This window comes from Candidatus Clostridium eludens (assembly GCF_045310515.1).
Lineage (GTDB): Bacteria > Bacillota > Clostridia > Clostridiales > Clostridiaceae > Clostridium_B > Clostridium_B eludens.
Genome location: NZ_JBJHZX010000014.1, coordinates 87185 through 112868 on the forward strand (window position 1 = coordinate 87185; position 25684 = coordinate 112868).

Annotated in this window: 26 protein-coding genes and 2 riboswitches; of the genes, 4 read left to right on the plus strand and 22 right to left on the minus strand. The window is 29.6% G+C overall.

Annotation, left to right across the window (positions count from 1 at the left end):
* Positions 1-16: 16 nt before the first annotated feature.
* From uvrB to ACJDU8_RS11000, 21 genes are all read right to left on the minus strand, one after another.
* Positions 17-2017, minus strand: a complete 2001-nt coding sequence (gene uvrB / locus ACJDU8_RS10900; RefSeq protein ID WP_406792187.1) for an excinuclease ABC subunit UvrB — start codon at positions 2015-2017, stop codon at positions 17-19.
* A gap of 3 nt (positions 2018-2020) precedes the next feature.
* Positions 2021-3310, minus strand: coding sequence for a PDZ domain-containing protein (locus ACJDU8_RS10905; RefSeq protein ID WP_406792188.1), 1290 nt, complete (start codon positions 3308-3310; stop codon positions 2021-2023).
* A 198-nt stretch (positions 3311-3508) separates the two neighbouring features.
* Positions 3509-4684: a S41 family peptidase gene (locus ACJDU8_RS10910; RefSeq protein ID WP_406792189.1), complete on the minus strand. Its 1176-nt coding sequence runs from the start codon at positions 4682-4684 to the stop codon at positions 3509-3511.
* A gap of 232 nt (positions 4685-4916) precedes the next feature.
* Positions 4917-5807, minus strand: a complete 891-nt coding sequence (gene ftsX / locus ACJDU8_RS10915) for a permease-like cell division protein FtsX (protein WP_406792190.1) — start codon at positions 5805-5807, stop codon at positions 4917-4919.
* Positions 5797-6483, minus strand: coding sequence for a cell division ATP-binding protein FtsE (gene ftsE, locus ACJDU8_RS10920; RefSeq protein WP_406792191.1), 687 nt, complete (start codon positions 6481-6483; stop codon positions 5797-5799). The genes ftsX and ftsE overlap by 11 nt, the downstream gene beginning before the upstream one ends.
* A gap of 261 nt (positions 6484-6744) precedes the next feature.
* Entirely contained in the window at positions 6745-7686 is a 942-nt protein-coding gene (locus tag ACJDU8_RS10925; RefSeq protein ID WP_406792192.1) for a transketolase family protein, read from the minus strand.
* Positions 7686-8510: a transketolase gene (locus ACJDU8_RS10930; RefSeq protein ID WP_406792193.1), complete on the minus strand. Its 825-nt coding sequence runs from the start codon at positions 8508-8510 to the stop codon at positions 7686-7688. The genes ACJDU8_RS10925 and ACJDU8_RS10930 overlap by 1 nt, the downstream gene beginning before the upstream one ends.
* 188 nt (positions 8511-8698) lie before the next feature.
* Positions 8699-9049: a type II toxin-antitoxin system PemK/MazF family toxin gene (locus ACJDU8_RS10935; protein ID WP_406792194.1), complete on the minus strand. Its 351-nt coding sequence runs from the start codon at positions 9047-9049 to the stop codon at positions 8699-8701.
* On the minus strand, positions 9009-9329 hold the full coding sequence (locus ACJDU8_RS10940; RefSeq protein ID WP_041701016.1) for a CopG family ribbon-helix-helix protein: 321 nt from the start codon (positions 9327-9329) through the stop codon (positions 9009-9011). The genes ACJDU8_RS10935 and ACJDU8_RS10940 overlap by 41 nt, the downstream gene beginning before the upstream one ends.
* A 495-nt stretch (positions 9330-9824) precedes the next feature.
* On the minus strand, positions 9825-10988 hold the full coding sequence (alr, locus tag ACJDU8_RS10945) for an alanine racemase (RefSeq protein ID WP_406792195.1): 1164 nt from the start codon (positions 10986-10988) through the stop codon (positions 9825-9827).
* A 152-nt stretch (positions 10989-11140) separates the two neighbouring features.
* Complete coding sequence (locus tag ACJDU8_RS10950; protein ID WP_406792196.1) at positions 11141-11746, minus strand: germination lipoprotein GerS-related protein; 606 nt, start codon at positions 11744-11746, stop codon at positions 11141-11143.
* A 90-nt stretch (positions 11747-11836) separates the two neighbouring features.
* A complete protein-coding gene (locus ACJDU8_RS10955; protein ID WP_406792197.1) occupies positions 11837-13336 on the minus strand; it encodes an NAD(P)H-hydrate dehydratase in 1500 nt (499 codons plus the stop codon).
* On the minus strand, positions 13308-13712 hold the full coding sequence (acpS, locus tag ACJDU8_RS10960; protein ID WP_406792198.1) for a holo-ACP synthase: 405 nt from the start codon (positions 13710-13712) through the stop codon (positions 13308-13310). The genes ACJDU8_RS10955 and acpS overlap by 29 nt, the downstream gene beginning before the upstream one ends.
* Positions 13713-14208: 496 nt before the next feature.
* Positions 14209-14556 (minus strand): DUF6514 family protein, encoded by a 348-nt coding sequence (locus tag ACJDU8_RS10965; protein WP_406792199.1) that lies wholly within the window; start codon positions 14554-14556, stop codon positions 14209-14211.
* Between the two features lie 286 nt (positions 14557-14842).
* Positions 14843-15322, minus strand: a complete 480-nt coding sequence (locus ACJDU8_RS10970) for a PTS sugar transporter subunit IIA (RefSeq protein WP_406792200.1) — start codon at positions 15320-15322, stop codon at positions 14843-14845.
* Between the two features lie 106 nt (positions 15323-15428).
* Positions 15429-16124, minus strand: coding sequence for a spore cortex-lytic enzyme (sleB, locus tag ACJDU8_RS10975; RefSeq protein ID WP_406792201.1), 696 nt, complete (start codon positions 16122-16124; stop codon positions 15429-15431).
* 146 nt (positions 16125-16270) lie between these two features.
* Complete coding sequence (locus ACJDU8_RS10980; protein ID WP_406792202.1) at positions 16271-17533, minus strand: magnesium transporter; 1263 nt, start codon at positions 17531-17533, stop codon at positions 16271-16273.
* 211 nt (positions 17534-17744) lie between these two features.
* Positions 17745-17914: riboswitch (M-box (ykoK) riboswitch) on the minus strand.
* A 206-nt stretch (positions 17915-18120) separates the two neighbouring features.
* The gene (locus ACJDU8_RS10985; RefSeq protein ID WP_406792203.1) at positions 18121-18777 is read right to left on the minus strand and encodes a hypothetical protein; all 657 of its coding nucleotides are present in this window, start codon (positions 18775-18777) and stop codon (positions 18121-18123) included.
* A gap of 91 nt (positions 18778-18868) precedes the next feature.
* On the minus strand, positions 18869-19765 hold the full coding sequence (locus ACJDU8_RS10990) for a YegS/Rv2252/BmrU family lipid kinase (protein ID WP_406792204.1): 897 nt from the start codon (positions 19763-19765) through the stop codon (positions 18869-18871).
* 125 nt (positions 19766-19890) lie between these two features.
* A complete protein-coding gene (locus ACJDU8_RS10995) occupies positions 19891-20316 on the minus strand; it encodes a CBS domain-containing protein (protein ID WP_406792205.1) in 426 nt (141 codons plus the stop codon).
* A gap of 61 nt (positions 20317-20377) precedes the next feature.
* On the minus strand, positions 20378-21046 hold the full coding sequence (locus ACJDU8_RS11000) for a TVP38/TMEM64 family protein (RefSeq protein WP_406792206.1): 669 nt from the start codon (positions 21044-21046) through the stop codon (positions 20378-20380).
* Positions 21047-21346: 300 nt separating this feature from the next.
* On the opposite strand from ACJDU8_RS11000, the gene pssA reads away from it, so the two are divergent.
* Positions 21347-21868, plus strand: a complete 522-nt coding sequence (pssA, locus tag ACJDU8_RS11005) for a CDP-diacylglycerol--serine O-phosphatidyltransferase (protein ID WP_406792207.1) — start codon at positions 21347-21349, stop codon at positions 21866-21868.
* Positions 21869-21932: 64 nt separating this feature from the next.
* Here pssA and ACJDU8_RS11010 read toward each other — a convergent pair whose 3' ends face one another.
* On the minus strand, positions 21933-22328 hold the full coding sequence (locus ACJDU8_RS11010) for a hypothetical protein (protein ID WP_406792208.1): 396 nt from the start codon (positions 22326-22328) through the stop codon (positions 21933-21935).
* Positions 22329-22622: 294 nt separating this feature from the next.
* A riboswitch (cobalamin riboswitch) is annotated at positions 22623-22805 on the plus strand.
* 950 nt (positions 22806-23755) lie between these two features.
* Between ACJDU8_RS11010 and ACJDU8_RS11015 the strand changes: the two genes are divergently transcribed.
* From ACJDU8_RS11015 to ACJDU8_RS11025, 3 genes are all read left to right on the plus strand, one after another.
* Entirely contained in the window at positions 23756-25069 is a 1314-nt protein-coding gene (locus ACJDU8_RS11015; protein WP_406792209.1) for an acetyl-CoA hydrolase/transferase family protein, read from the plus strand.
* Between the two features lie 33 nt (positions 25070-25102).
* Positions 25103-25300 carry a hypothetical protein gene (locus tag ACJDU8_RS11020; protein WP_406792210.1) on the plus strand — a complete coding sequence of 66 codons (198 nt, stop codon included), beginning with the start codon at positions 25103-25105 and terminating at the stop codon, positions 25298-25300.
* Positions 25290-25684, plus strand: a 395-nt coding sequence (locus ACJDU8_RS11025) for a restriction endonuclease subunit S (protein ID WP_406792211.1), incomplete at its 3' end; no start/stop codon positions are given. The genes ACJDU8_RS11020 and ACJDU8_RS11025, both read left to right, overlap by 11 nt.

Genomic DNA, 25684 nt, shown 5'->3' on the forward strand with positions numbered 1-25684 from the left:
TTACTCCTTAGATATTTTAATTCTTTCCAGATACATTCTTGTTCTTTTGTTTTTTTAACTTTACTATTATATCTCTTAATTTCGCAGCTTCCTCAAATCTAAGTTCCTTAGCTGCTGCAGCCATTTGTTTCTCATGATTTTCAATAAGTTCATTTAATTTTTCGTTATCTGCTTTTACAGCCTCTTCTAAACTATTATATTCTTCTTTTTCTTCTAAAACCATAGTGGATTCTATAATTTCTCTAATAGCCTTATTAATGGTCGTCGGCTTTATACCATTTTTTTCATTATGCTCCATTTGTATTTTTCTTCTTCTTTTAGTTTCACTTATAGCCCTATCCATAGAATTTGTAATATTATCTGCATACATTATAACTCTGCTCTCAGAATTTCTAGCCGCTCTTCCTATAGTCTGTATAAGGGATTTTTCTGATCTTAAAAATCCTTCTTTATCTGCATCTAAAATTGCAACTAATGCAACTTCTGGTATGTCAAGACCTTCTCTTAGAAGGTTAATTCCCACTAAGACATCAAATTCTCCTTTTCTCAAATCCCTTATTATTTTCATTCTATCTACAGTAGCTATACTTGAATGAAGATACCTGGTCTTTACATCCATGTCTTTAAAATATTCTGTTAAATCCTCTGCCATTTTTTTAGTAAGAGTAGTAACTAGCACCCTATAACCTTTATGTATAGTCTCTTGTATATTATTATAAAGGTCATCAATTTGACCTTTTATTGGCCTTACTATAATTTCAGGATCTAATAACCCGGTAGGTCTCAATACTTGTTCAGATATATTCTGGGAATGCTTTAGTTCATATTCTGCAGGAGTAGCACTTACAAATGTCACTTGATTTAACTTCTTTTCAAATTCTTCAAACTTTAAAGGTCTGTTATCAAAAGCAGAAGGCAATCTAAAACCATATCTCACCAAGGATTCTTTTCTAGACCTATCTCCAGCATACATGGCTTTTACTTGAGGAAGTGTAACATGACTTTCATCTACAAATAATAAAAAATCCTCAGGAAAATAATCTATGAGAGTCTGTGGCGGGCTTCCTTTTGGTCTTCCATCCAATATCCTTGAATAGTTTTCAATTCCACTACAGTAGCCTACTTCTCTCATCATTTCTATATCAAAATTGGTTCTCTGTTTTAGCCTCTGGGCTTCCAGCAATTTATCCTCAGATATGAGTTGTTTAAGCGTTTCCTCCAATTCTACTTCTATTTTACCTATGGATACTTCTAATCTCTCCTGTGAAGTAGCAAAGTGGGATGCCGGAAATATAGAAACATGTTTTCTGATTCCAATGGTAGTACCTGTTAAAACATCAAATTCCCGTATTTTATCAATTTCGTCTCCAAAAAATTCTACTCTTATGGCACGTTCTGCCGAAGAAGCTGGGAATATATCCACTATATCTCCTTTTACTCTAAAAGTACCTCTTATAAAATTTATATCATTTCTTTCATACTGTATCTCTACTAATTTTTTAAGTATTTCATCTCTGTTTTTTATCATTCCCTGTCTTAAAGATAGAGTCAACTTTTTATACTCCTCTGGATTTCCTAACCCATAAATACAAGATACAGATGCCACTACTACTACATCTCGTCTTTCCAGTAACGCAGAAGTAGCAGAATGTCTTAATTTATCAATTTCATCGTTTATAGATGCATCTTTTTCTATATAGGTATCTGTCTGGGCTATATATGCTTCCGGCTGATAGTAATCATAATAAGATACAAAATATTCTACACAATTATCAGGAAAAAACTCTCTAAATTCTGAACACAACTGTGCAGCTAGAGTTTTATTATGTGCAAGTACAAGCGTAGGTTTCTGTACCCTCTCTATTATATTTGCCATAGTAAAAGTTTTACCTGATCCAGTTACTCCAAGTAATGTTTGAAATTTATCTCCCTGCAAAATATGGCTAGCTATACTATCTATAGCCTGAGGCTGATCTCCAGTAGGTTTAAATTCAGAGTATATTTTAAATCTTCCCATTTTCTAATCATCCTTATCTTTATTTTTCATCTTATTTAGTATTTCTGAAAATCTGTTTTTATCCAGCTTTACTATCATGCTGTTTTTAGGTACCTTTCTAGGTACAAAAACTATTCCAAGCCTTTTATTCTTATTCATTCTATTGTAACTAACTTGTTCGAAATTTCCCGCTACTGTCTTTATCTTAAACCATATAAAATTTGAACATTCTTTTATTATTTCTGTTATTCTGTCTTCACTTTCAATTTTTTCACTATTTATTTCTACTAATAAATCTCCGCTCTTAATTCCCATTTCATTAGCGGGAGAGTTAGGTGCCACGGCAAGTACCATAATACCTTCATTGCTGCTTATATACTTAGGTGTTCCTTTTACCTCTAAATTCCTCTGAAGCATAATAATCCCTTCATGAGCTGCTGGTGCAAATATTAACACTAAAAATTTCAGCCAGATATTTACCACAGCTAACTGTGCCATACCAAACAAAACCACACTATATAAAATCACAAGTGCACCGGATATAATTGTTTTTTCTTTTGCATCCCTGGTAAATGTTACACTGTTATATCCCATTACAGCATAAAATGGTATTAGAACCATAACTGCATTCTTTAAAATATCATAGGGTATAGACGTGTTTATTAAGGGCCACCATCCTTGAATAGGTATCTGTGAGAAATCACCTACTATAGATTTTGGATGAAACATAAATATTATAGCCATGGGGATTGACCAATATCTTTGAAGTGCAAATCCTCCTATTATATTTCCATTTTTGCTTGTAAAAACTGGAATAGCCCCTGTCTTTCCATCTACCATAATTAAGATTCCTTCTACTAAATGTAATATAGCTACCATGCTCATAAGTGAAACTACATCTATTTTTAAAAAATTTAAAGTAGGTATATTAAAAACCTCTGATGCTATACTTAACATAAGACTTATAAGGCCTAGTATTGCACCTGAATAAGAAAAACATATAAATCTGGGGTTAAAAAACATAAAAATTATCGATGCTAAAAATATTAAATCTACAGCCGAATTTTCATCAAAAACTACTCCTAGATAAGACATAATAATACTTACTAAAATTCCAGCAAAAATTCCTATGACAATTTGAGATATGGTAAGTTCAAAAGGAGAATTGATTTTTTCTCCAATTATCATCTGCTGCATTATAACTGTCTGTTTGTTTTTTCTATATAATGTAAATGCTAAAATAGCTAAAAGGAGCACTAAATATGGCTCTGTTAGTGCAAAAGCTACAGACTTTAATGTGTACAATAGTATCATTAAGATTAATTCCCCTCTCCATAAACAAAATTCTTAAATTTGGGATTCCTGCCATTGAAATCTTATATTGTCTTTATTCTGACTAGCGGTAAGATGAGAGCATTAGCTAATTACCGCATTGGGATAAATTAAATTAGACAGAGTTTGTCTGCCTAACTTAAAATCTAAAATATATTTATAATTAAACCTAAAATTTAATTACTTTATCTTACTTTTTGCTATTTCAAACGCTTTAATAAATTGAGGATCCTTGCTTCTATCATAAGCAGACTTTTTAAGCTCCTCTGGATATTTCACCTCTACATCAGGATTTATCCCTTTTTTATTTATATCTTTACCATTAGGAGTATAATACTTGGATATAGTAACTTTAAGTGCGGTACCATCTCCAGTATTCAGTATAGTTTGAACTACTCCTTTTCCATAAGTTTTTTCTCCAACTATAGTAGCAAGTTTATAGTCTTTTAGGGCTCCTGAAAATATTTCTGAAGCACTAGCAGTATTTTCATTGGTGAGTATGGTTACAGGTAAATTATTAAAATTTCCGCCCTCTGATTTATATTCTTTTTTACTTTTATACTTATCTATGGTTGATACTATTACCTTATCCTTAGGAACAAAATTAGAAACCATATCTACACATTGATCTAGCATGCCGCCTGGATCATCTCTTAAATCTAAAATTAAAGATTTCATGCCCTGGCTATTTAATTTTTCTAGTTCATTTTTAAAATTTTTAGCTGTATTTTCATCAAACATATCTACTTGAATATACGCCACATTATTTCCCAGAATTTCACCTTTTACAGTATTAATATCTATTTTTTGCCTTTTGACTTTTACATTAAAACTTCCCTTATTTTCTCTATATAATGTTAGAGTAACTTCTGTATTTTCCTTTCCCTTTATAAGAGATACTGCCTTATCTAGATTTTTTCCTGTTACACTGGTTTCATTCACTTTTTGTATTATATCACCAGAAGTTATTCCCTCTTTTTTCGCAGGAGAATTGTCAAATACATCTATTACAACAATGTTATCGCCTTTTGCCATAACCTGAATGCCAATTCCATAATAATTTCCTTCAGTCTGAACATTAAAACTTTCAAATTCTTTTTTATTCATAAATACAGTATAAGGGTCATTTAAGGATTCAGTCATACCCTTAATGGCACCTTCAAGTAAAGTATTATCATCTATGGAACCATAATAATACTTATATAATTCATTTCTAACTTCAAATAATTTTTCAAATTTACCTACCGCACTTCCCTGGGCATTTTTTATAAAGTTCACAGTTCCAAACATTGTAAGAACATTTGTTACAATTAAAATAACTACAGTATAAACTATCCAATTCCTTTTGACTTTCAATATACTAACACCTCATTTTCCGAAACATTCACTATATATAGTATTTATGTAAATCTTAAATTATTATAACACTAAAAAAAATAAATTTGCACACCTATTTACAAATACTTTACCAATAGCACATATAAAATTAGCATGCAGAAACAAAAATATTCTACATGCTTTATTATCTATGTTCAAAGATAAATAATAAGTTGAATTACCATCATATGGTGAAATTATTTTTAGAAGCCTAAACTGCAAGAAACTTTCTAATAGACAATACGCTGCCTACAGCACCTATAATTACACCTGCTAAAACAAATATGCCCAAAATATTGGTAATTACATACTGAGGACTAATAAGCTGAATCATTATAAATGTATTTGCTACCTTATTGTATACTATCTTATACAAATAGTATAATACTACATTTGAAACTACAGCCCCTACCAGGCCTATTATAATGCCTTCTATGATAAAAGGCCATCTTATAAACCAATCTGTAGCTCCAATATACTTCATTATGCCTATTTCTTTTCTTCTAGAATACAGTGTTATTCTTATAGTGTTCCCTATCAAGAATAAACAAACTCCAATTAATATTATGGATATAATACTTCCTGCCCATTTTATAGTTCTACTTATAGCTATAATCTTGTCTACAATACCTCTTCCATCTTGAATACTGTCTATACCTTGCATTCCCTTTATGTTTTCAACTACTGCTGAAACAATTTCTGGTTTTTGCACCTTAACTATATATGCACCGGGAATAGGATTATCCTTGTCCAGTCCCTCTACAAGAGATTTATTTTGCTCTCCCAACTGACTTTTAAATTTATCCAGTGCTTCAGATTTTGTTTCATAATCTAAGCTAACTATCCCATCTATAGATTTTACCTTATCCTCAATATCTTTTTTCTGAGCTGTAGTTATGTTATCCTTAAGATAAACTTTTACCTCTACCTTAGATTGAACTTCTAGTATCCCCTGTTTAATATTCAGCATTGTAAGCAAAGATATACCAAATATAAATAATGTGGCTGCCACTGTGGCTCCTGACGCCATACTTATAGTTTTATTTCTCTTTAAACTTTTAAATGCATCTTTTATAAAAAAACTTATAGTACTAATCCTCATAGCCATATGCACCCCTTTGTTCATCTCTTACTATAACACCGTTTTCTATTTCTATAACTCTTTTTCTCATAGAATTAACTATGTTGCTTGCGTGAGTTGCCATTAATACTGTGGTTCCTGCATGATTTATATCATTTATAGTTTCCATTATATCCATAGAAGTATCCGGATCCAAATTTCCAGTGGGTTCATCTGCTATTAATATGGATGGGTTGTTTACTATAGCCCTTGCTAAAGAAACTCTTTGCTGCTCTCCTCCTGAAAGCTCATGAGGAAAGGATTTGTATTTATTAGATAAGCCAACTAGAGACAATACAACAGGCACTTTTTTTCTTATATCCCTTGAAGGAGATTCTATAACTCTCATTGCAAAAGCTACATTTTCATATACATTAAGTGTGGGTATCAACCTAAAATCCTGAAAAACAACCCCTAACTTTCTTCTATATAAAGGTATCTGCCTTCTCTTTAAATTTGTAACATTTATATTATTAACTACAATCTCTCCATTTGTAGGCTGAATTTCCTTTAAAAGTGCCTTTACAAACGTAGTTTTTCCTGCACCGCTAGATCCAACTAAAAAAACAAATTCTCCTTTTTCAATTTCTAAATTTATATTAGACAATGCGAATATGTTATTATTATAAACCATACTCACGTTTTTAAACTCTATCATGTAAACCTCCTTATATTTATATACATTTTTAAAGTTTGTCATATTATAAAATTTATTATATCATAACGTGACAAAAACCAAAAATATAAAATTATTAACATTAAATAAATTATTACATTAAAATCTATATTATTTTATTATTCGGCATAAAATTTACAAGTAAAAATCATGCAAGTAAACATTTACATAACACGCAGGCTTAAATTTTTTATCATTTAAAAACGATGTCATAAAATTATATAACATCGCTTTTATCATAATTTATTTTAAAGTTAATCCTTTTTTAACAGCCTTTACTATATCATCTGAAGTTAATCCATAAGCCTTTAAAAGTTCTGCAGGCTTACCACTTTCTCCAAAAGTATCTTTTATACCTACCCTTATCACTGGAGTAGGCAAATTTTCACTTAAAATTTCACACACAGCAGAACCAAGTCCTCCAATAATACTATGTTCTTCTGCAGTTACAACAACCCCTGTTTGCCTTGCCTCTTTTATTATCTCATCCTTATCTATAGGTTTTATTGTGTGTATATTTAAAACGGATACTTTTATACCTTCCTCTGCAAGTATATTATAAGCTTCCAATGCTGCATCTACCATTATACCCGTAGCCATGATTACTGCATCTTTGCCTTCACGGAGCTTCACTGATTTTCCAAGTTGAAATTTATAATTCTCATTATTATTTATAACAGGTACCCCGGATCTTCCAAGTCTCACATAACAGGGACCCTTCATTTCTACTATGGCCTTAATTGCCTCTTCTGTTTCTACTGCGTCACTTGGACATATAACTATCATATTAGGTATACTTCTCATAAGTGATATATCTTCTACGGACTGGTGAGATGCACCATCTTCTCCTACCGTAATTCCTGCATGAGTAGCACATATCTTAACATTCAAATTAGGATAACATATGGAATTTCTTATTTGCTCAAAGGCCCTTCCTGTTGCAAATATGGCAAAAGTACTTACAAAAGGTATTTTATCACAAGTTGAAATTCCTGCGGCTACTGCCATCATATTAGATTCTGCTATACCCATATCCATAAATCTTTCGGGATGGGCTTCCTTAAAATTAGACGTTTTAGTGGATTTGGAAAGGTCTGCGTCAAAAACTACTATTTTTTTATTCTTTGCTCCTAATTCCACTAATATTTTTCCATAAGCTTCTCTAGTTGCTATTTTATTTGACATTACTCTTCACCTCCTATTTCACTTAATGCCTTTTCACATTGTTCAATACTAGGTGCTGTACCATGCCATCCCACTTGATTTTCCATAAAAGAAACTCCTTTACCCTTAATAGTATTACAAATTATAACAGTAGGTTTATCTTTAGTTGACTTTGCTTTTTTAATAGAATCTATTAACTGCTCCAAACTATGTCCATCTACTTCTATAACATTCCATTTAAATGCCTTAAACTTATCTCCAATAGGATATGCGGACATAACTTCTTCGCAAGGACCATCTATTTGAAGTCCATTGGCATCTACAAAAGCAGTTAAATTATCCAGTTTATAATGGGCTGCAGCCATGGCAGCTTCCCAAACCTCTCCTTCTTCAAGTTCTCCATCTCCCAGCAAAGTATATACTCTGTAATCTTTTTTATCAATTTTTCCGCCTAAAGCCATTCCAACAGCTGCAGATATTCCCTGTCCTAGAGAACCTGTAGACATATCTACACCAGGTACCTCATTCATATTAGGATGACCCTGAAGCATGGATCCCAGCTTTCTTAGAGATTGAAGTTCATCTACATTAAAATATCCCCTTTCTGCCAGAACACTGTATAGTGCAGGAGCAGCATGGCCTTTGGATAATACAAATCTATCCCTATTTAAATCCCTAAAATTTTGTGGACTAATATTCATTTCATAAAAATACAATACAGTTAAAATCTCCACTATGGATAAGGAGCCCCCAGGATGACCTGATCCGGCTTTAGTTAGCATTTTTACTATATCTTTTCTTATAGTAATTGCAATTTTCTTAAGTTCCTCTATATTTTTTTCCACAAACCTAACCTCCTAAATAAACTAAACAAATTTTTTATAATTATTTTAACATAAAATTTTATTTTTATATATAAAATCACACAAAAACTTTACCCCCGTGCTTTAAACACGAGGGTTTATATCGGTAAAGTTATTTATAAAATTAAAATCATAAAATATTGGCACACAATTAATTATAATAGGAACTCTTATTGTAACCCAATACTTACCAAAAGTGCTCCATCTACTTTTTCCATGTCAACATCTGTCATATGGCCAATTTTTTCTTTCAATCTTCTTTTGTCCAAAGTTCTTATTTGCTCAAGCAATACTACCGAATCTTTATTAAGTCCATAAGCTTCTGATGATATCTCCACATGGGTTGGAAGTTTTGCTTTATTTATCTGAGAGGTAATAGCTGCAACAATTACAGTAGGACTGTATTTATTACCTACATCATTTTGTATTATTATAACAGGCCTTACCCCTCCCTGTTCAGACCCAACTACTGGACTTAGATCAGCATAAAATATATCTCCTCTTTTCACTATTGTTGTCATCTTGCAAATCACTCTCCGAAAGCTTCGCTTCATATTCTTTAAATTCCTTCATGTCACTTGCAAAGCCCATTTCTGCGAATTCAAGATTAAGCTGCGCCATTTCCCTATACCCTTTTTCCATTTCTGATATTTTATTTAACCTTTTTTTCTCACTAATATATAATATGATAACTTCCCTAATAAATTCACTTCTTTTTTTGCAATCTTCTTTAAGTGCCTTATTGAATTCATTATATAGTGTTTCTGAGAGGTTTATTACTAATCTCTTTGAAGTTGACATATACAAATTAATACCTCCTATTACCCTAAGCGAAAGATATATACAAACCAATTATAGTACCAAATCTACAATTGTGTCAAAGAAATTATCTATAATTTCATCATTTTTCTACTTGTAATTTTTTACATAGGGCTTTTTATCTTCATAAATCCTTAATATAACCTTCTTCATATCCCTACCCAAGCATATTATAATTTATTATGTAATAATTTTAGATATTAATTATGTATATATGTATTTATTTTAAAACTCATATTCAAATATTATGAATAATTTTTTATCTTATTAATTATCATATTATATATTATACCAATTTTGAAATTTATATTCACAACTTTTTAGTACTTAGGTACTTTAAGTAAATTTAATTTTTATTATAAAGAAATGCTACAATTTCTTGATGCATAAATGTGATTATATTGCAAAGATACATTACCACAAAGGCTATGTGCAAGTACCATTATTTTCTGTAATATGTAATTATAATATCATAACTTATATCATATAATTTTTAATCTTAACTACCTCCCCTCCTTTTATATATACTTTTGGAACTCTCCTGCTTATCATACAAAGTACCTCATAACTTATGGTTCCAGTAATTTCAGCTATATCATCTGCATTAAATCTTAACCCGCCTTTTTCACCTATTATTATGACTTCATCTCCTATGTTAACTTCGCCTACATCTGTAACATCTATCATACACTGATCCATGCATATATTCCCTACCACTGGAGCAAATTTCCCATTAATTATAACCTTTGCTCTACCAAATAGTCTTCTAGTATATCCATCTGCATATCCTAAAGGTAATGTGGCTATTATACTTTTTCTACTACATTTAAATCTATTTCCATATCCAATATAGCTTCCAGCCTCTAATGTCTTTACATAAACTACATTGGCCTTTAAAGTCATCACAGGTTTTATACTTAAATTATTCTTGTCTACTTCTTTAGAAGGATAATATCCATATATTATTATTCCTGGTCTAACTGAATCACAATAAGTATCAGGTAATTCCATTATGGCTGCACTATTTGCTATGGTCCTGGTATTTATTTCCACGTTCTTCTTTATCAACTCTTTATAGAATAATTTATATTTTTCAAATTGCTGACAACTATAAGTTTTATCTGTCTCATCTGCTGTAGAAAAATGTGAAAATAAACTTTGTATTTGTATATTTGGTAATTGACTTATTTTACTCACTTCTTCTACGCTATTATTATCCATAGAAAATCCTATCCTTCCCATTCCCGTATCCAATGCAATATGTATTTTAGCTTTTTTATCTTTATTTTCAGCTAGCTTGGATAATTTATTGGCATAACTGTAAGAAGGGACTATAGGCTCTATGTCATAATTTATTATTTCCTCTAAAAATATATGAGGCACTATGCCAAGTACCATTATAGGAACTTTAATTCCATTTTTTCTAAGTTCTATCGCCTCGTCTAATACAGCTACAGCTAGTGTATTTACCCCATTTTCCAATAAAACCTCTGCTACCTCCACAGCTCCATGGCCATAGGCATCAGCTTTAACAACCCCTATCAACTCCCCACCACCAATTTTTAACTTTATCTGACCTATATTATATACAAGATTATCTATATTAATTTCTTCCCATACAGGTCTATAGTTTTTAAACATAATATATCACCTCACTTATTATAATTGTAACAAACTAATAAAAATAATTATCTATTAAAAAATATTAATAAATAAAATATACTAAAATTATATACCTTTTTTATTGTGATTGTGAATATATTATGAAAATTAACAAGTATCTAAATAGAAAACTAGTTTATCTGGAATACATCTTCCCCCAATTCTGGATTAGCTTTAAAATTAGTATAATAGACTTTTATCCGCTCTTTTCCCATAGAGTCATATATTATCAAATATGTGGGAATATTATGTTTTAGATTTACATATAATTGTGCCTTACTCATGTTTTTATTATTTCCTGGTATATCCAAGTATATAATCTGGTATTGTTGATTATCTATATTTTTAAATGAACTTTCAACTTTTTCATTAGTATAAATTAATGATATATATTGGTCTATAAAACAAAATTTAAACAAGCTATCAAAGTTTTTATCTCCATTATAAACATTTCCACTTTTAATGTCTTTAGAAACTATTTTATTTTGCCTATATAAAATTATTCTGTCTTTTCCCAGGTCAAATCTATCTCCATATTCAGCATGATAAAATTGTTTTCCACTATAATTTATCTCTTGTTTAGTATTTTTCATGGAAATATTCACACTACAACTATAACTGTTTAAATCTTTTAAATAATAAATTAAATCTTCTGTATTTTGAATATTTTTGTTACAGGATGAAAAAACTATAACTAAAGCAAAAGACATAATTCCTAGTATTAGTTTTTTTCTCACTTTATACCTCCATATTTTACAGTTTTTCACTACTAATCTATTCTATTATGTCTTCTTATATTACTTTTTCATTTAATAAGTGTTTGTAAATTACTTTATTAATTCTTTTATAGAAAAGGGTAATTCTTCTAAAATATGGCTTGCATTTACACAGAACATATTCTGAGATAACTTATCCCCACAGTATCCATGTACAAATGCTGCTGTACATGCTGCTTTAAAAGGCTCATAACCCTGAGCTACAAAAGAAGCTATAATTCCCGTCAAGCAATCTCCCATGCCTCCTGAGGCCATAGCTGAATTTCCTGTAGAATTTATGCCTACTATATTTCCATCTGTAACAATTGTATTGTATCCTTTTAAAAGTACAATTACATTATTTTCTGCAGCAAACTTTTTTGCTACAAGAATTCTATTTTCCCTTATATATTCAATATCTAAGCCAGTAATTCTAGACATTTCTCCCAGATGAGGTGTTAAAATTACAGCGCACTTTCTATTTTTTAAGATTTCAAGATTACCTTTTAAAACATTAATACCATCTGCATCCATTACCATAGTCTTTGTAAAACTTTTTGTAATTTCTTCTACCAAATTTAAGGTGTTGTAATTTGCTCCCATTCCAGGTCCTATTGCAATAACATCACTTTTATCTATGGTTTTTCCTAAATTTAAATTTTCATCCAAAGCTATGGTCATGCCTTCTACAAGTTTTGAACTAATTATTGTCCTAATATTCTCATAACAACCTAGAGTAACAAGTCCTGCTCCACTCCTTACAGCTCCTTGAGTACATATATATGCAGCTCCACTAAATCCTTCAGAACCAGCTATAATAAATACTCTTCCATAGTCTCCCTTATGGCCAAATTTATTTCTTCCTTTTAAATTGTTTCTAACAAAACTTTTATCAATTATAAATTCATTATTATTAAACTTATCAATGGCTACTTGTGGAATTCCTATATCTTCTACTAATATTTCCCCTGTAAATTCATCACTTCCATATGTCAAAAATCCTCTTTTATACAATTGAAAAGTAACAGTTTTATTAGCCTTTACACAATTACCCAAAACTTTCCCAGTATCACCATTAAGTCCTGAAGGAATATCTATAGAAATTGTATACCTGCTATTTTCATTTATCAGTGATATAACAGAACTCTCAATTCCCTTTATATCTCTAGAAATGCCTGTTCCAAATAGTGCATCAATTGTAACATCACTTTTTTCTATACATTTTTTAAGGTCATCTATTCCTTCTTGAGAATTTACTTTATATATCTGTAGTCCCAATTTTTTCAAAATGCTATGGTTTACCCTGCAGTCATCACTCATGCCTTCTTCTTTTCCAACTAAAAATACCTGCAACCTTTTATTTAAATTATAAAGATGCCTAGCTACTGCAAAGCCATCCCCTCCATTATTTCCTCGTGTACATATTACACAAAAAGAATCATAATTCTCCAAATCTATATTTTTAATTACTTTAAGTGCAGCATTTTCCATAAGAACAATACCTGGTATCTTTAGCTCATTTATACTATAACTATCTATGGCCCTAGCCATTTCTACAGTCGCTATCTTCAATTTTATCAACCTCCATTATTACGTAGGCTATAGCATTATCTACTCCATGAGATATGCTTAAATGAATCTTATAATTTCCATATTTATTCATCATTAATTTAGCTTTTCCTTTTAGTACTACAGTTGGTCTGCCAGAGGCAGTTCTATCTATTTCTATGTCTTTAAAATCAAAGCCCCTGAATCCACTGCCCAATGATTTTACAACAGCCTCCTTTGCCGCAAACCTACCTGCTACAAATTCCGGCCTTAGATTTCTATTTTTAAGGTACTCTACTTCATTTTTACTAAAAATTCTATCTATGAAATTACCATGTTTATCAATGGCTTCTTTAATCCTTCTAATTTCAACTATATCTACTCCAACACCTAATATCAAAATATAATACACCCCCAAATCCAATTCTTAAATAATATACTATTATATCTTATATTACATTTATTTATTAGCACAGTAAATACTAAATTAGGTTCACATACAATTTTACCTAAGTGCTAGTTAATTTTATATTTAGGCATGTTCAGAGAAATAGGCCATTTCATCAAGTGATTCTTAGGTTCAGGTGGAGTTTGCTTATGAGAAATACTTTTCTCCATCTGAACTTATTAACAGTATTCTTAGTGTCTTTAGCACTTAGAATACGTTATCCTTTAGGAGAAGAACTTATCCAGACGCGTAGCAGTGCTTATCCCCCACTTTGATAGAAAAGCAGAGAACCAAAATTTTTAATTTTGTGTGAATCGCTTTCACAGAGTGCGATGGGGGTGTTAGTAATTGTAGCGTTCGGATAAAATAGAATTTTATCCTTTTATAATATTGTTTTTCTACTCGCATGTAATTAAAAAAGAGGATCTCTCCCCTTTTTATACTAGATTTAGTATGCTATATACTTTACTTCTCTATCGAAATCCAAAATATATCTGTCTACATAATCACCAATTGTATCAACTAAATGCAGTGGCGACACTTTATTCTCATATAACAATTTTAGTAGATTATGTACTTTATGTCTATATGGACTTATACTTTCTATACAATCTCTTCGTACATTTACTAATTTTTCATTTAATATGTCCTGTCTCTCTACTTCTATACCATAGGATTGAATTTCTATGCGATCTTTTTGATATGTGATAACCGCTTTTCCTTTAAGCAATCTATAATAATACACATACTTCATATCTTCTACAGTCTCAGTGGAAATAAAATTCTCTACTACCATAATCAATACCTCCCCAACAATTACTTATAGTAATACTAACATTAAAAATATATTAACATATACTATAAAAGAAATGTGTCAGTTCATAGATTAGTACTATTATAAATTATCCCTTATATGTGACAATAAAAATCTTGTACCTACGGTTATATAAGAATATATATGCTTATATACTATTTATTAGCAATTTTTATTAAATAATATTGTCGAAACTCCAACTATTTTGGCTCTCTATTTTTTATAAATTTAAAGTCATAATTGAATAAATAGTAAATTAAATAGCTGTTTACTTTATTCTATACATAATTAACTCATTTTTTCCCGCTTTAACTGTCTTACCTGTATTATACTTTATATCTTTAAGGGTTTCTGAATTTGTTATAATAATTGAAGTTATAAGAGAATATCCTCTTTCTTCTATAAACTTCCTATCTAATCTTATCATAGGATCCCCAACCTTTACTTTCATACCTTCTTCTACCAATCTTTCTAATCCTTCACCATTTAGTTCTATAGTATCAACGCCAACATGTACTAATAATTCAGTACCATTTTTTAAAACCATTCCAAAAGCATGATTTGTCTTAAGTATAAGAACCACAGTTCCGTCTGCAGGGGCTAAAACCATATCTCCAGTTGTATCAATTGCCACACCATCTCCTGCCATTCTCTCTGAAAATACTTGATCTGGTACTTGTGACAGATCAATTATTTTTCCATCAATCGGAGCCGTTAACTCAAAATTTTTCTTTAGAAAATCAAACATGCTTTAATCACTCCCAATATATTATAGTTATATAATAATATAATTTTCTTATACTTAATTGTAACAAATATTAATATATGTGGAAAGTTAAAATTCGTAATATATTTTATCTGCAAAATCTATGCTTACCTATAATTTTGATAAGAGGCCTTGACCATATCCACGAACTAGTTGCTGTATCCGGATTAAAATAATATACTGCCCCATCTGAAGGATCCCAGCCATTTAAGGCATCTCTGGCCGCATTTATAGAACTTTGCTGCATATTAGCATGTACCTGACCGTCTACTATAGCAGTAAAAGCTCCTGGTTGGTAAATTACTCCAGCTATGGTGGATGGAAATCTAGGATCTCTGGTCCTGTTTAAAATCACAGCTCCTACTGCCACCTGCCCCTCATATGGTTCCCCTCTAGCCTCACCATTTATCAAACGTGCCAATAGTATTACATCTTGATTATTACTTTCACTACCGCTGCTTCCAGCCACATTTATGGCTAACGCTGACAAAGTAGCATCTCCAACTACTCCATCCACATTCAATCCATTTTTGGACTGAAAATATTTTACCGCAGTATAAGTTTGATATCCATATATTCCATCTACATTTCCATTATAATATCCCCAATCTCTGAGCTTTGTCTGTACTTGTGTAACTACATTTCCCCTTGAGCCATAATAATAAGCTACAGCTTTTACCGCATTATTATAAGGAAGTAAAAATAAAGAAGTAGATATATATGTAAACATTATAATTAATATTAGTATTAATTCTATTTTAAACTTAATAATCTTTTTTACCATATAGCCATCTCTCCTTTTGATATTTTATTATGTAAATCTAGTTTGTGCACAAATATAGTAAAAAATACATGAAAAAAAATACTATTAATTTCACCCTTTTGGTGATTATTAATAGTATTCTTCCAGAGCTTTAACAATAATATTACCTACCCTACTTTCCTCAATCTTTTTCTCCAGCTAGGTATTAATATATCTTCTACTATATCATTCATTATTACTATACCACATAATCTCTCATCATCATCTAATACAGGCAGTGAAAAGAGATTATATTTTGAACAAATTTCTATAGCTTTATCAATATTTTCATTATGGTTCACTGTAGATACACTACATTCCATTATATCTTTCAATCTATCTTCAAAGTTTGATAATATTAAATCTTTTAAAGACACAACCCCCTGAAGTTTTTGTTTATCATCAATAATATATATATAATAAGATACTTCGTCTTCTGGCTTAATCTCCTTTAAAAGTTCAATAGTTTCCCTAACTGTTATGTTTATATTAAAAGAAATAAAATCTTTATTCATTATACTTCCTACAGTTTCTTTTTTATAACCCATAAGAGCTTTTACTTCCTCTGCATCTTCCTTTTTCATATTGAAAAGTATTTTTTCAACAGTCTCTTCATCAGCTTCCTCTAAAATATCTGCTATTTCATCATTTGGCATATTATATAATACTTCATCCCTTTTAGATTGACTTAAATTTTCCAAAATATCTACCTGCATTTCTGGAGCTATCTCTTCTAAAGTATCTGCTGCTAAATTTTCATCTAGACTTTCAAAAACTCTTTTCCTATAGTTTATATCCATATCTTCTAGTATATCCGCCAAATCTGCCGGATGAAGCTTAGATAATTTTTTATATGGTATACACAACTTTAAATTATCATTTATAACTTCCAAAGACTCCACATTATTCCATATTATTAAGCTATCTTCAGGTTTTTTATCAAACAAATCATAGCACTTTTTTACAACCCCTTCTAGACCAAACCTTCTTCCTAAAGCCAAAACTCCCGTATCAACAGCTACAACTCTATATTCTCCTGCTATTTCTGTAATCCTAATATCGTTAACTTTTACAAGTTTTTTCCCATTTATATCTACTATCTGTTTATCCAGTAAATGTTTTGATAAAAGATACGAATATCGTTGCAGTATTATTTCTCTTATTCCCTCTCCTTTTATTATTACCTTATCATTATCTTCATAAAAATTTATATTTTTACACTCACAGTTAAATACTTCTGACTTTTTTTTTACTTTATACCCTATAGCCTTTGGTATTCCATCATCAACAGAAACGTAAATATCACATAATTTTCCTACATATTCATTGAATTCATCATAAATTTTTCTACAGAGAATCTTACTCAAAAAGAAACTAGATAATTTTTTCATAAATATTCCTCCTTCAATATACAGAGAAATATTTTATAAAACCAATTTACACAATTATCTAAAATAATCCCCTGTATACCTTCTAAATTTTTGTTTTAAAATACACCGACCTCCATACGGTCCGTTTTCCATTTGACACACCACCTAAATTAAAAAATTTAAATATATGCAAATAAACTAAAAAAAGCCCTAAGGGCTCCATATTAAACTAAAACTTTTAAATCGTCTGAGTTTTAGCACTATATAGCTTTAGACTAAACTTTGTCCAGCTACATTAAGTAAAACCTTAATTCGGTAATACCTGTTGACCCATTGGCATCTCTCGATGTTTCCGGGCAGCAGCATGTGTCTATATAGGAGCCTCACCTAACATAATAAAAATATATATAATTTATTCTCTACTATTAATTATATTACAAATTCATTGAAATGCAACAGTAAATATAAAATTTATTTATATTTACTCATTACATTAATTTATTGTAAGTTTGCTCATTTTCATGGCACATCTCATAGTATATCTTCAATTACCTTAAACATTGTGAGTTTTTATATAGACTTATAACAACTGACTTCTCCTATATAGCCTAATTTAATCTAGTTACTAAATTTTTCTTAACTTTATTTAATGCATAAATTAATACAATTACCCAGAATATATCCCCAAGTATATTTTCTACTAAAATCCTTATACCCATAAACCATAATATAGATTCTATTACGGTCACAAAAGCCGCTAGCAATACTAAATATATTCCTAATTTGTTTACACCTTTTTTATTAACAAATCCTAAAACAAAAAATATTATTAAAGTATTAAACACTATGTATGTCCAATATATATATATATGCTGCAAGAAAACTAATGTGTATACTGATTTTTCTACAATTTGCAATACAGCTGCACATTTATACATAATAAAAATATATAGTAAAATCAACATTATAGATATTATAAATATATAGTAAAACTTAATATTATTTTTTCTAATAAAAATGTATAATACAGTAAACACTATCATAGGAACTACAATTAAATTTAAAAAAAACGGAATTTTAAGCATATATAAATACTTCATATTAGTAGCAAAAAGCATAATAGAAATTGAAATATATCTAAATATCATAGCTATAATAATAATAAAGGTTATTACTTTTATTTTACCTGGTAGAGATTTAGTCCAAACCAATCCTTGAATTAGCATTAGAAACATAACCGGTAATAAAAAAATATAAATTATCATGTATCCTCCCTATTTTTAGTAGTATCCTAACTTATATTTATTAATATTACCTAGTCCATATTACTATTTTAAAGAAAAACTTGCATTAAGCCTATTTATGAATTTTATGTTTTATCCCTAAAACTTCTATTCCACCCTTTATGCACTCCACCATAAGCGGAAAATCAGGACCTCTCTCTCCATCTATATCAGTTACTATGCCTTCCTTACAGTATACTTCTACTTTATTTGATTTAAAATATATAAGTCCTGATGTATTTTCTAAATGATCTCCCCGAAGCATTTTTATAAAAAGTGCAATAGTATCTTTTATCATTGATGCTTTTATTATAATTATATCTAAAAGTCCGTCATCTATTTTAGCTTTATATGCAAACTTAAGATTCCCTGCTGTCTGCCCGTTAAATATAAGCATTAGATACATATCTCCATCAAAAACTGCATTTTCAGACTTTACTTTTACTTTCAACTTTCTAAGATTAGTAAGTTGCTCTAATCCTTTAACATAATAAGCTAATTTCCCAATTGTATTTTTTAAATTTACATCTGTTTTTTGCGATACATCTGTAAATAAACCTGTACTGGCTACATTTATAAAGTACTTATCATTTACTTTTCCTAAATCTAACTTTTTGGGGATACTATTTATTATCTGTTCACAAGCCTCTTGAATATTTTCTGACATCCCTATAAATTTAGCGAAATCATTAGCAGTACCTACAGGAAGTATAGCTATAGGTATATTTATATTTAATTTTTTCATATGGTTTACAGCAGTATCTACTGTACCATCTCCTCCAGCTACTAATATATATTTATAAGTCTGATCTATGTCTTTAAAAGCCTCTTTCATATCAGCTTCAAAGCTGACCCTAAAAGGTATTATTTGATATCCATATTTTTGATGTATCTTAATAACGTTTTCTATATTATATATTATAGCCTTTTCCCCAGAATATGGATTATAAATAAATTTCACTTTATTCATGTTAACTCTCCTAAATGATAAACTTATTATTAAATGCATAGCGTAACATAATTATATCACCACGAACAATAAATCCACAAGATTACTCAGCAATTCTTGTGGATTTATTTACAAATTATTAATCTCTAAAACTGTGAATTACTTGGCTGAGATATACTACTTAGTGCGTCTCCTGCTTGATTATTAGATTTAGGATTTACAGCCAGGTCACCTAAAGACACTATACCCACTATATTATTATTTTCTACTACCGGAACTCTTCTTATTTGTCTTTCACTCATTATTCTAGAAACGTCTTGTACATCCATATCTGGTGATACTGTTACTGGATTTGATGACATAATATCCCTTACAGTTTTAGAACCAGCACCCTCAGTTACTTCTGCCCTTATAGATATATCTCTATCCGTTATAATTCCTATAACCTTTCCTCCCTGACACACCGGGATAGATCCTACATTATTTTCCTGCATGACTTGTGCTGCCTTTTGTACAGTGTCATCGGGATTTAAACTAGCTACAGATTTAGTCATTATATTCTTAACCTTCATTATAACACCCCTCTAAATTTTAGATTTCAAAATTTATTATCTCCTAATTTAAAGAGCTATATTACTTATAAATACTGGTATTTTTGGACCTCTTATATGTATACACCGAAATGAATGCTATAATAAACAAAATCATTATAGGCAATATAAATTTAAATGAAAAAGGATTTCCCAAATGCTTTCCCATCAAAGAGTAAGTTACAATTTCAGGGAAAACACCTACTAAAGTTCCTAAAATGAAGTCTCTATATTTAATTTTTGTAAGACCTGCACTATAACTTAAGGGATCATACGGAAATACAAAACACAGTCTCATTATAGTCATAATTTTAAAACCATATTTCTCTATATTTTTATTAAATTTTAAGGCTTTACCTTTCAGACACTTGTCTACAAATGAACGGCCTAAAAATCTAGCCAGAAAAAACGCTATTGTGGCTGACCCAAAGCATCCAATCATATTTAGCAGAACAGCTACATAATAATTAAAAATATTCCCTGCAATAATAGCCATTAAAGATGCAGGCATTAAAAACATTATAGGTCTCAACATATAAAGTAATAGAAAAACTAAGGCTGAAAACCTACCATAACTTTGTATATATCTTTTAATATTTCCCATGTTTATACAATGGAAATGTCTTCTATGGTTGAATAATATAGCTACAATTAATATAAATAACAAAATATTCACTACATATTTTATAATATTTTTTTTATTATACCCCATAAGTTTTTAACTATCCTTTTTAGCAAAAATTAGTTTCAGCCATATTTTTATAATAACTAACATCTATTATTAAATGCATAAAGAAAATTCTATATTTAAATGTATTATTATTTAAATCATAATACTATAAAGTTGTAAGAGAAACCTAAAAAATAAACCAAATAAAAGGCAACTATAATATAATGTATATTATACACTTAACTATTTTATTAAAATAGGTTATAATTAGCTTATGTAATTATATACTTTTTACTCATTTAAAACAATAAAAATATTTTCTTATTTTAAGGAGTGATCACAGTGGCTAAAATAGCAAAAAGTTCTGTGCCTAACGTATTCACATTTACTAACCTCAGTTGTGGTGTAATGTCTCTAATGATGTCTTTTGAAGAAAATTATATATGGGCTGGTGTATTTATACTACTTGCATGTTTAGCCGATAGATATGATGGGAGGATTGCTAGGTTTTTAAATGTATCCAGTAATCTAGGTAAAGAATTAGATTCTCTTGCGGACCTAGTTTCGTTTGGTGTAGCCCCTTCAGTTCTTGTTTTTAACATTTATAATTTTTCATATTTAGGATTATTAGGATATTTATTAGTATTATTGCTGCCAATATGTGGCGCTTATAGACTGGCAAGATTTAATGTTACTGATTTTGACGGACAATTTTTGGGTATCCCTATAACTTTTACAGGTATGTTTATATCACTCTATTGCTTACTTACTTTAAACCACCCACTTCCTTCAGAAATTACAATTTTACTAATTATAGCACTTTCTTATCTTATGATATCTAACCATAAATTTAAAAAAATTTGATTTTATTAAATTTATATAACTATTATGATTTTTCATAAAAGATTAGGTCAAGTATACTGTATACCTAATCTTCTTCATCTCCTTTTATATCATCATTATCATCTATATCATCATCACTATTTAGATCATCCAAACTATTTAAAAATAATTCTTCATTTATTTCAGTTTCCATATATTGAACTAACATTTTTCCTTTTATAATTTCAGCCCTCATTTTACAATATTCTACATATCCTTCTGTAGTTTTTCCCAAGCCATTTAATATTTTATCAATTATATCTCCTAATTCATTTGCCCTATGCAATGCATTTTTAATATCTTTTTTATGAGCTAGTGCTATAGAGTTTAATTCGCCAGCACCTCCTATAAGCACCCTATAATTATTAGTTAATTTAGATAATAAATCTGTCAGGTTATTTAAATCACAATAATACTCCTCAATTACTTTTCTATGAGACACATTTATCACCCTATCTTAGATTTATGATATTTGCTATATTATCTATATTATTATTAAATAAAATTCATGCTATGAAACAGGCAAATTTCCAGAACCAAATAGAGCTAAATTCACCTGTATTCAAAATATTCCACTAAACAGTAGTAATTCAAACACTTACTTTTAAATTTTGATTTTTATACTAAAAAGAAAAAAGCCTATCAGTAAAATGAAATTAGAAATATTTAAAATAGTATATAGATTGATTTTATCGCTTAATAGTGTTATACTTACAATAAAATGGTAATATACTAAAATTTAATAACAAATATAGGTTTAATCAAGATTGATTAATTAAAAGGGAATCAGGTAAAATTCCTGAACTATCCCGTAGCTGTATTAGATGAGTTTAAGTACAATATGTCACTTGGAAACAGGGAAGGCGTACTTAAATAATGATTCTTAAGTCAGAAGACCTGCCTATATTTTTGGCCATTATCTCTACGAGTGATAGGGGGTGTCAAAATGAACATGTACTTGTTAATTTCTTATGGATAAGTATATAATCTGTTTCATCCTTTTAATACTTGTATTATTGAAAGGATTATTTGTTTTTTGTAATTTTAATGAATATTAGATTTTCAAAGGCAAAATTTATATTTGAAAAAGAGATTTTATATAAAAAATTTATAAGAAGTCAAATATATTTATATTCATTAAAACTTATATAGTGAAGAAATGAAAATTACAAAAAATAGAACATGTAGACATATTACTCAATATACGTTATACAACTAATAAGACAAAATGAATAATTTGTTTTATATTTTTACAATTTAGCATATTTTATGTTAGTCATAACAATAAAAACATGTCATATTGTAGTTGAAATAAGTATATCTAATATTACAATTTTTACATGTTAACTGTAATTATAAATTAATAATATTAATATTTTAGCTACATTCATTTTGTTAGTATAAATGAACAAAAATCATAATACAATTTTACAAGTGACTATTTATCAATGTTTTATTCTAATAAAAATATTTAGTAAATATTAATTCAGAAAAAATAATCAAATCATATGAAAATATATGGAACGAAATTCACTCATTTAAAGTTACTATAGAAGTATGCACTCAGCCTAAACTACCATAATGTATTTTATAAAAATAGTAACTATAGTAAACAAATATTTTCCTTTTATAGGCATTCAAATAAAAATTTATCATAAAAATTGAATATATAGCCATATTATGTTATAATAAATTAAACAAATTATTCATTTTGTTTAATTTTACATTTATGGCCTAAATAATCAAAATTTTGTTTAAACAAAGAACTATAAGTTACAAATATCAAACTTTAAATTAATATTGATATTTGAAAAAGCATCATTTAAAAGTATAAAAAAATTTTTTTAATTTTGAAAGGTGGTTATAAAAATGATTTTTAAAAATTTGGAGGAGTTATACAAAAGTAAGGTTGTCAGCGCAGACGAAGCCGTATCAAAAGTAAGTTGTGGGGACAAAATAGTTTTTGGTAATGCTTGTGCAGCAGCATTAGTACTTTTACATGCCCTGGTTAAAAACAAGGAAAAATATAAAAGTGTACAATTGTACAACATGATACCTATGGCTAAAACTGAAGAATATACTGAAGAAGGTGTAGAAAAATACATACATTATAATTCTTTGTTTGCAGGAGGAGGGACAAGGGCAGCTATCAGTTCAGGTAGATCAGACTATATTCCATGTTTCTTTCATGAAATACCAAGATTATTTAAAGAAGATTATATACCTGTAGATGTAACATTTATTGAAGTAAGCAAACCTGATGAACATGGATTCTGTAGTTATGGAGTATCAACTGATTATATAAAGGCAGCTACAGAAAAGGCCAGACTTGTAATTGCAGAAGTAAATGAAAATATGCCAAGAGTTTTTGGAGATAATTTTATACACATTTCTGATATTGATTATATAGTGGAAAGTTCCCGCCCAATGGTTGAGTTAAAACCTCCTAAAATAGGAGATGTGGAAAAAACAATAGGAAAATATTGTGCATCACTTATAGAAGATGGTTCTACCCTCCAGCTTGGAATAGGTGCTATTCCAGATGCAGTACTCCTGTTTTTAAAGAATAAAAAAGATCTTGGAATACATTCGGAGATGATATCTGACGGAGTTGTGGAATTAGTTGAAGCTGGAGTAATCACAAACAAGAAAAAGGCACTTCACCCTGGAAAAATAGTTGTAACCTTCTTAATGGGAACACAAAGACTATATAATTTTATTAATAATAATCCTATGGTAGAATCTTATCCTGTAGATTATGTAAATGATCCTATGGTGGTTATGAAAAACTCTAAAATGGTATGTATAAATTCTTGTGTAGAAATAGATTTAATGGGACAAGTATGTGCCGAAAGTGTAGGTATAAAACAGATAAGTGGTGTAGGTGGCCAGGTTGATTTTATGAGAGGAGCTAGTATGGCTGATGGTGGAAAATCAATTCTTGCTATACCATCTACTGCAGGAGGTGGTAAGATTTCAAGAATAGTTCCGTTCTTGACTAAAGGTGCGGCAATCACCACTTCAAGAAATGATCTTCAGTATGTAATTACAGAATATGGTATTGCGAGACTTAAAGGTAAAACATTGAGAGAAAGAGCCAAGGAACTTATAAAAATTGCACACCCTCAATTTAGAGATGAATTGATAACTGAATTTGAAAATAGATTTAATTGTAAATATTAAGTTGTTGATTTACAGCTTTAGGAGGAAGGAATAATGGTACAAACATCAGAGGAAATTGGAGAAATGGTAAATGCTCATCGTATATGCGGAAAAAAGAACAACTGTAACAATATTACTTTTAAAGAAAAGATGAATAAACTTACAGATAAACTGTATAAGCAGATAAAGGAAAGTAATGAGTTGGATGAGGCAATAAAAGCTAACTTGGAGGAACTGGGGTATGAAGAATAGTCGTAAAAAAGTTAGATTAGGTGATGTTTGTTCGAAAATAAGCAGAGGAACTACTCCAAAAGGTGGTAAAAAATTTTATAAAGAATCTGGAATACCATTTGTAAGAAGTCAAAATATATGTCACAATATGTTTGATTATAATGGACTTGTGTTTATTGAAGCTGATACGGCAGAGAAGATGAAAAGTATAGAATTAGAACAGGGAGACTTATTGATTAATATAAATGTAAACCCTACTTTAAGATATACCTTAGTACCTGAGGATATAGTAGGTGGAAGAGTAAATCAGCATGTCTGTATAATGAGGCCCAAGCATAATATTATAGACCCGGTTTTTTTAAAATATTATTTAATGTGGGAGAAAACTCAGGATCTACTGGTTTC

Excerpts from the sequence above, each read along its gene's own strand:
- uvrB (WP_406792187.1), bottom strand. The coding sequence starts at position 2,017 with ATGGGAAGATTTAAAATATACTCTGAATTTAAACCTACTGGAGATCAG.
- ACJDU8_RS10905 (WP_406792188.1), bottom strand. The coding sequence starts at position 3,310 with ATGATACTATTGTACACATTAAAGTCTGTAGCTTTTGCACTAACAGAG.
- ftsX (WP_406792190.1), bottom strand. The coding sequence starts at position 5,807 with ATGAGGATTAGTACTATAAGTTTTTTTATAAAAGATGCATTTAAAAGT.
- ftsE (WP_406792191.1), bottom strand. The coding sequence starts at position 6,483 with ATGATAGAGTTTAAAAACGTGAGTATGGTTTATAATAATAACATATTC.
- ACJDU8_RS10925 (WP_406792192.1), bottom strand. The coding sequence starts at position 7,686 with ATGTCAAATAAAATAGCAACTAGAGAAGCTTATGGAAAAATATTAGTG.
- ACJDU8_RS10935 (WP_406792194.1), bottom strand. The coding sequence starts at position 9,049 with ATGACAACAATAGTGAAAAGAGGAGATATATTTTATGCTGATCTAAGT.
- ACJDU8_RS10940 (WP_041701016.1), bottom strand. The coding sequence starts at position 9,329 with ATGTCAACTTCAAAGAGATTAGTAATAAACCTCTCAGAAACACTATAT.
- alr (WP_406792195.1), bottom strand. The coding sequence starts at position 10,988 with ATGTTTAAAAACTATAGACCTGTATGGGAAGAAATTAATATAGATAAT.
- ACJDU8_RS10965 (WP_406792199.1), bottom strand. The coding sequence starts at position 14,556 with ATGGTAGTAGAGAATTTTATTTCCACTGAGACTGTAGAAGATATGAAG.
- ACJDU8_RS10970 (WP_406792200.1), bottom strand. The coding sequence starts at position 15,322 with ATGTTTGATTTTCTAAAGAAAAATTTTGAGTTAACGGCTCCGATTGAT.
- sleB (WP_406792201.1), bottom strand. The coding sequence starts at position 16,124 with ATGGTAAAAAAGATTATTAAGTTTAAAATAGAATTAATACTAATATTA.
- ACJDU8_RS10980 (WP_406792202.1), bottom strand. The coding sequence starts at position 17,533 with ATGAAAAAATTATCTAGTTTCTTTTTGAGTAAGATTCTCTGTAGAAAA.
- ACJDU8_RS10985 (WP_406792203.1), bottom strand. The coding sequence starts at position 18,777 with ATGATAATTTATATTTTTTTATTACCGGTTATGTTTCTAATGCTAATT.
- ACJDU8_RS10990 (WP_406792204.1), bottom strand. The coding sequence starts at position 19,765 with ATGAATAAAGTGAAATTTATTTATAATCCATATTCTGGGGAAAAGGCT.
- ACJDU8_RS10995 (WP_406792205.1), bottom strand. The coding sequence starts at position 20,316 with ATGAAGGTTAAGAATATAATGACTAAATCTGTAGCTAGTTTAAATCCC.
- ACJDU8_RS11000 (WP_406792206.1), bottom strand. The coding sequence starts at position 21,046 with ATGGGGTATAATAAAAAAAATATTATAAAATATGTAGTGAATATTTTG.
- ACJDU8_RS11015 (WP_406792209.1), top strand. The coding sequence starts at position 23,756 with ATGATTTTTAAAAATTTGGAGGAGTTATACAAAAGTAAGGTTGTCAGC.
- ACJDU8_RS11020 (WP_406792210.1), top strand. The coding sequence starts at position 25,103 with ATGGTACAAACATCAGAGGAAATTGGAGAAATGGTAAATGCTCATCGT.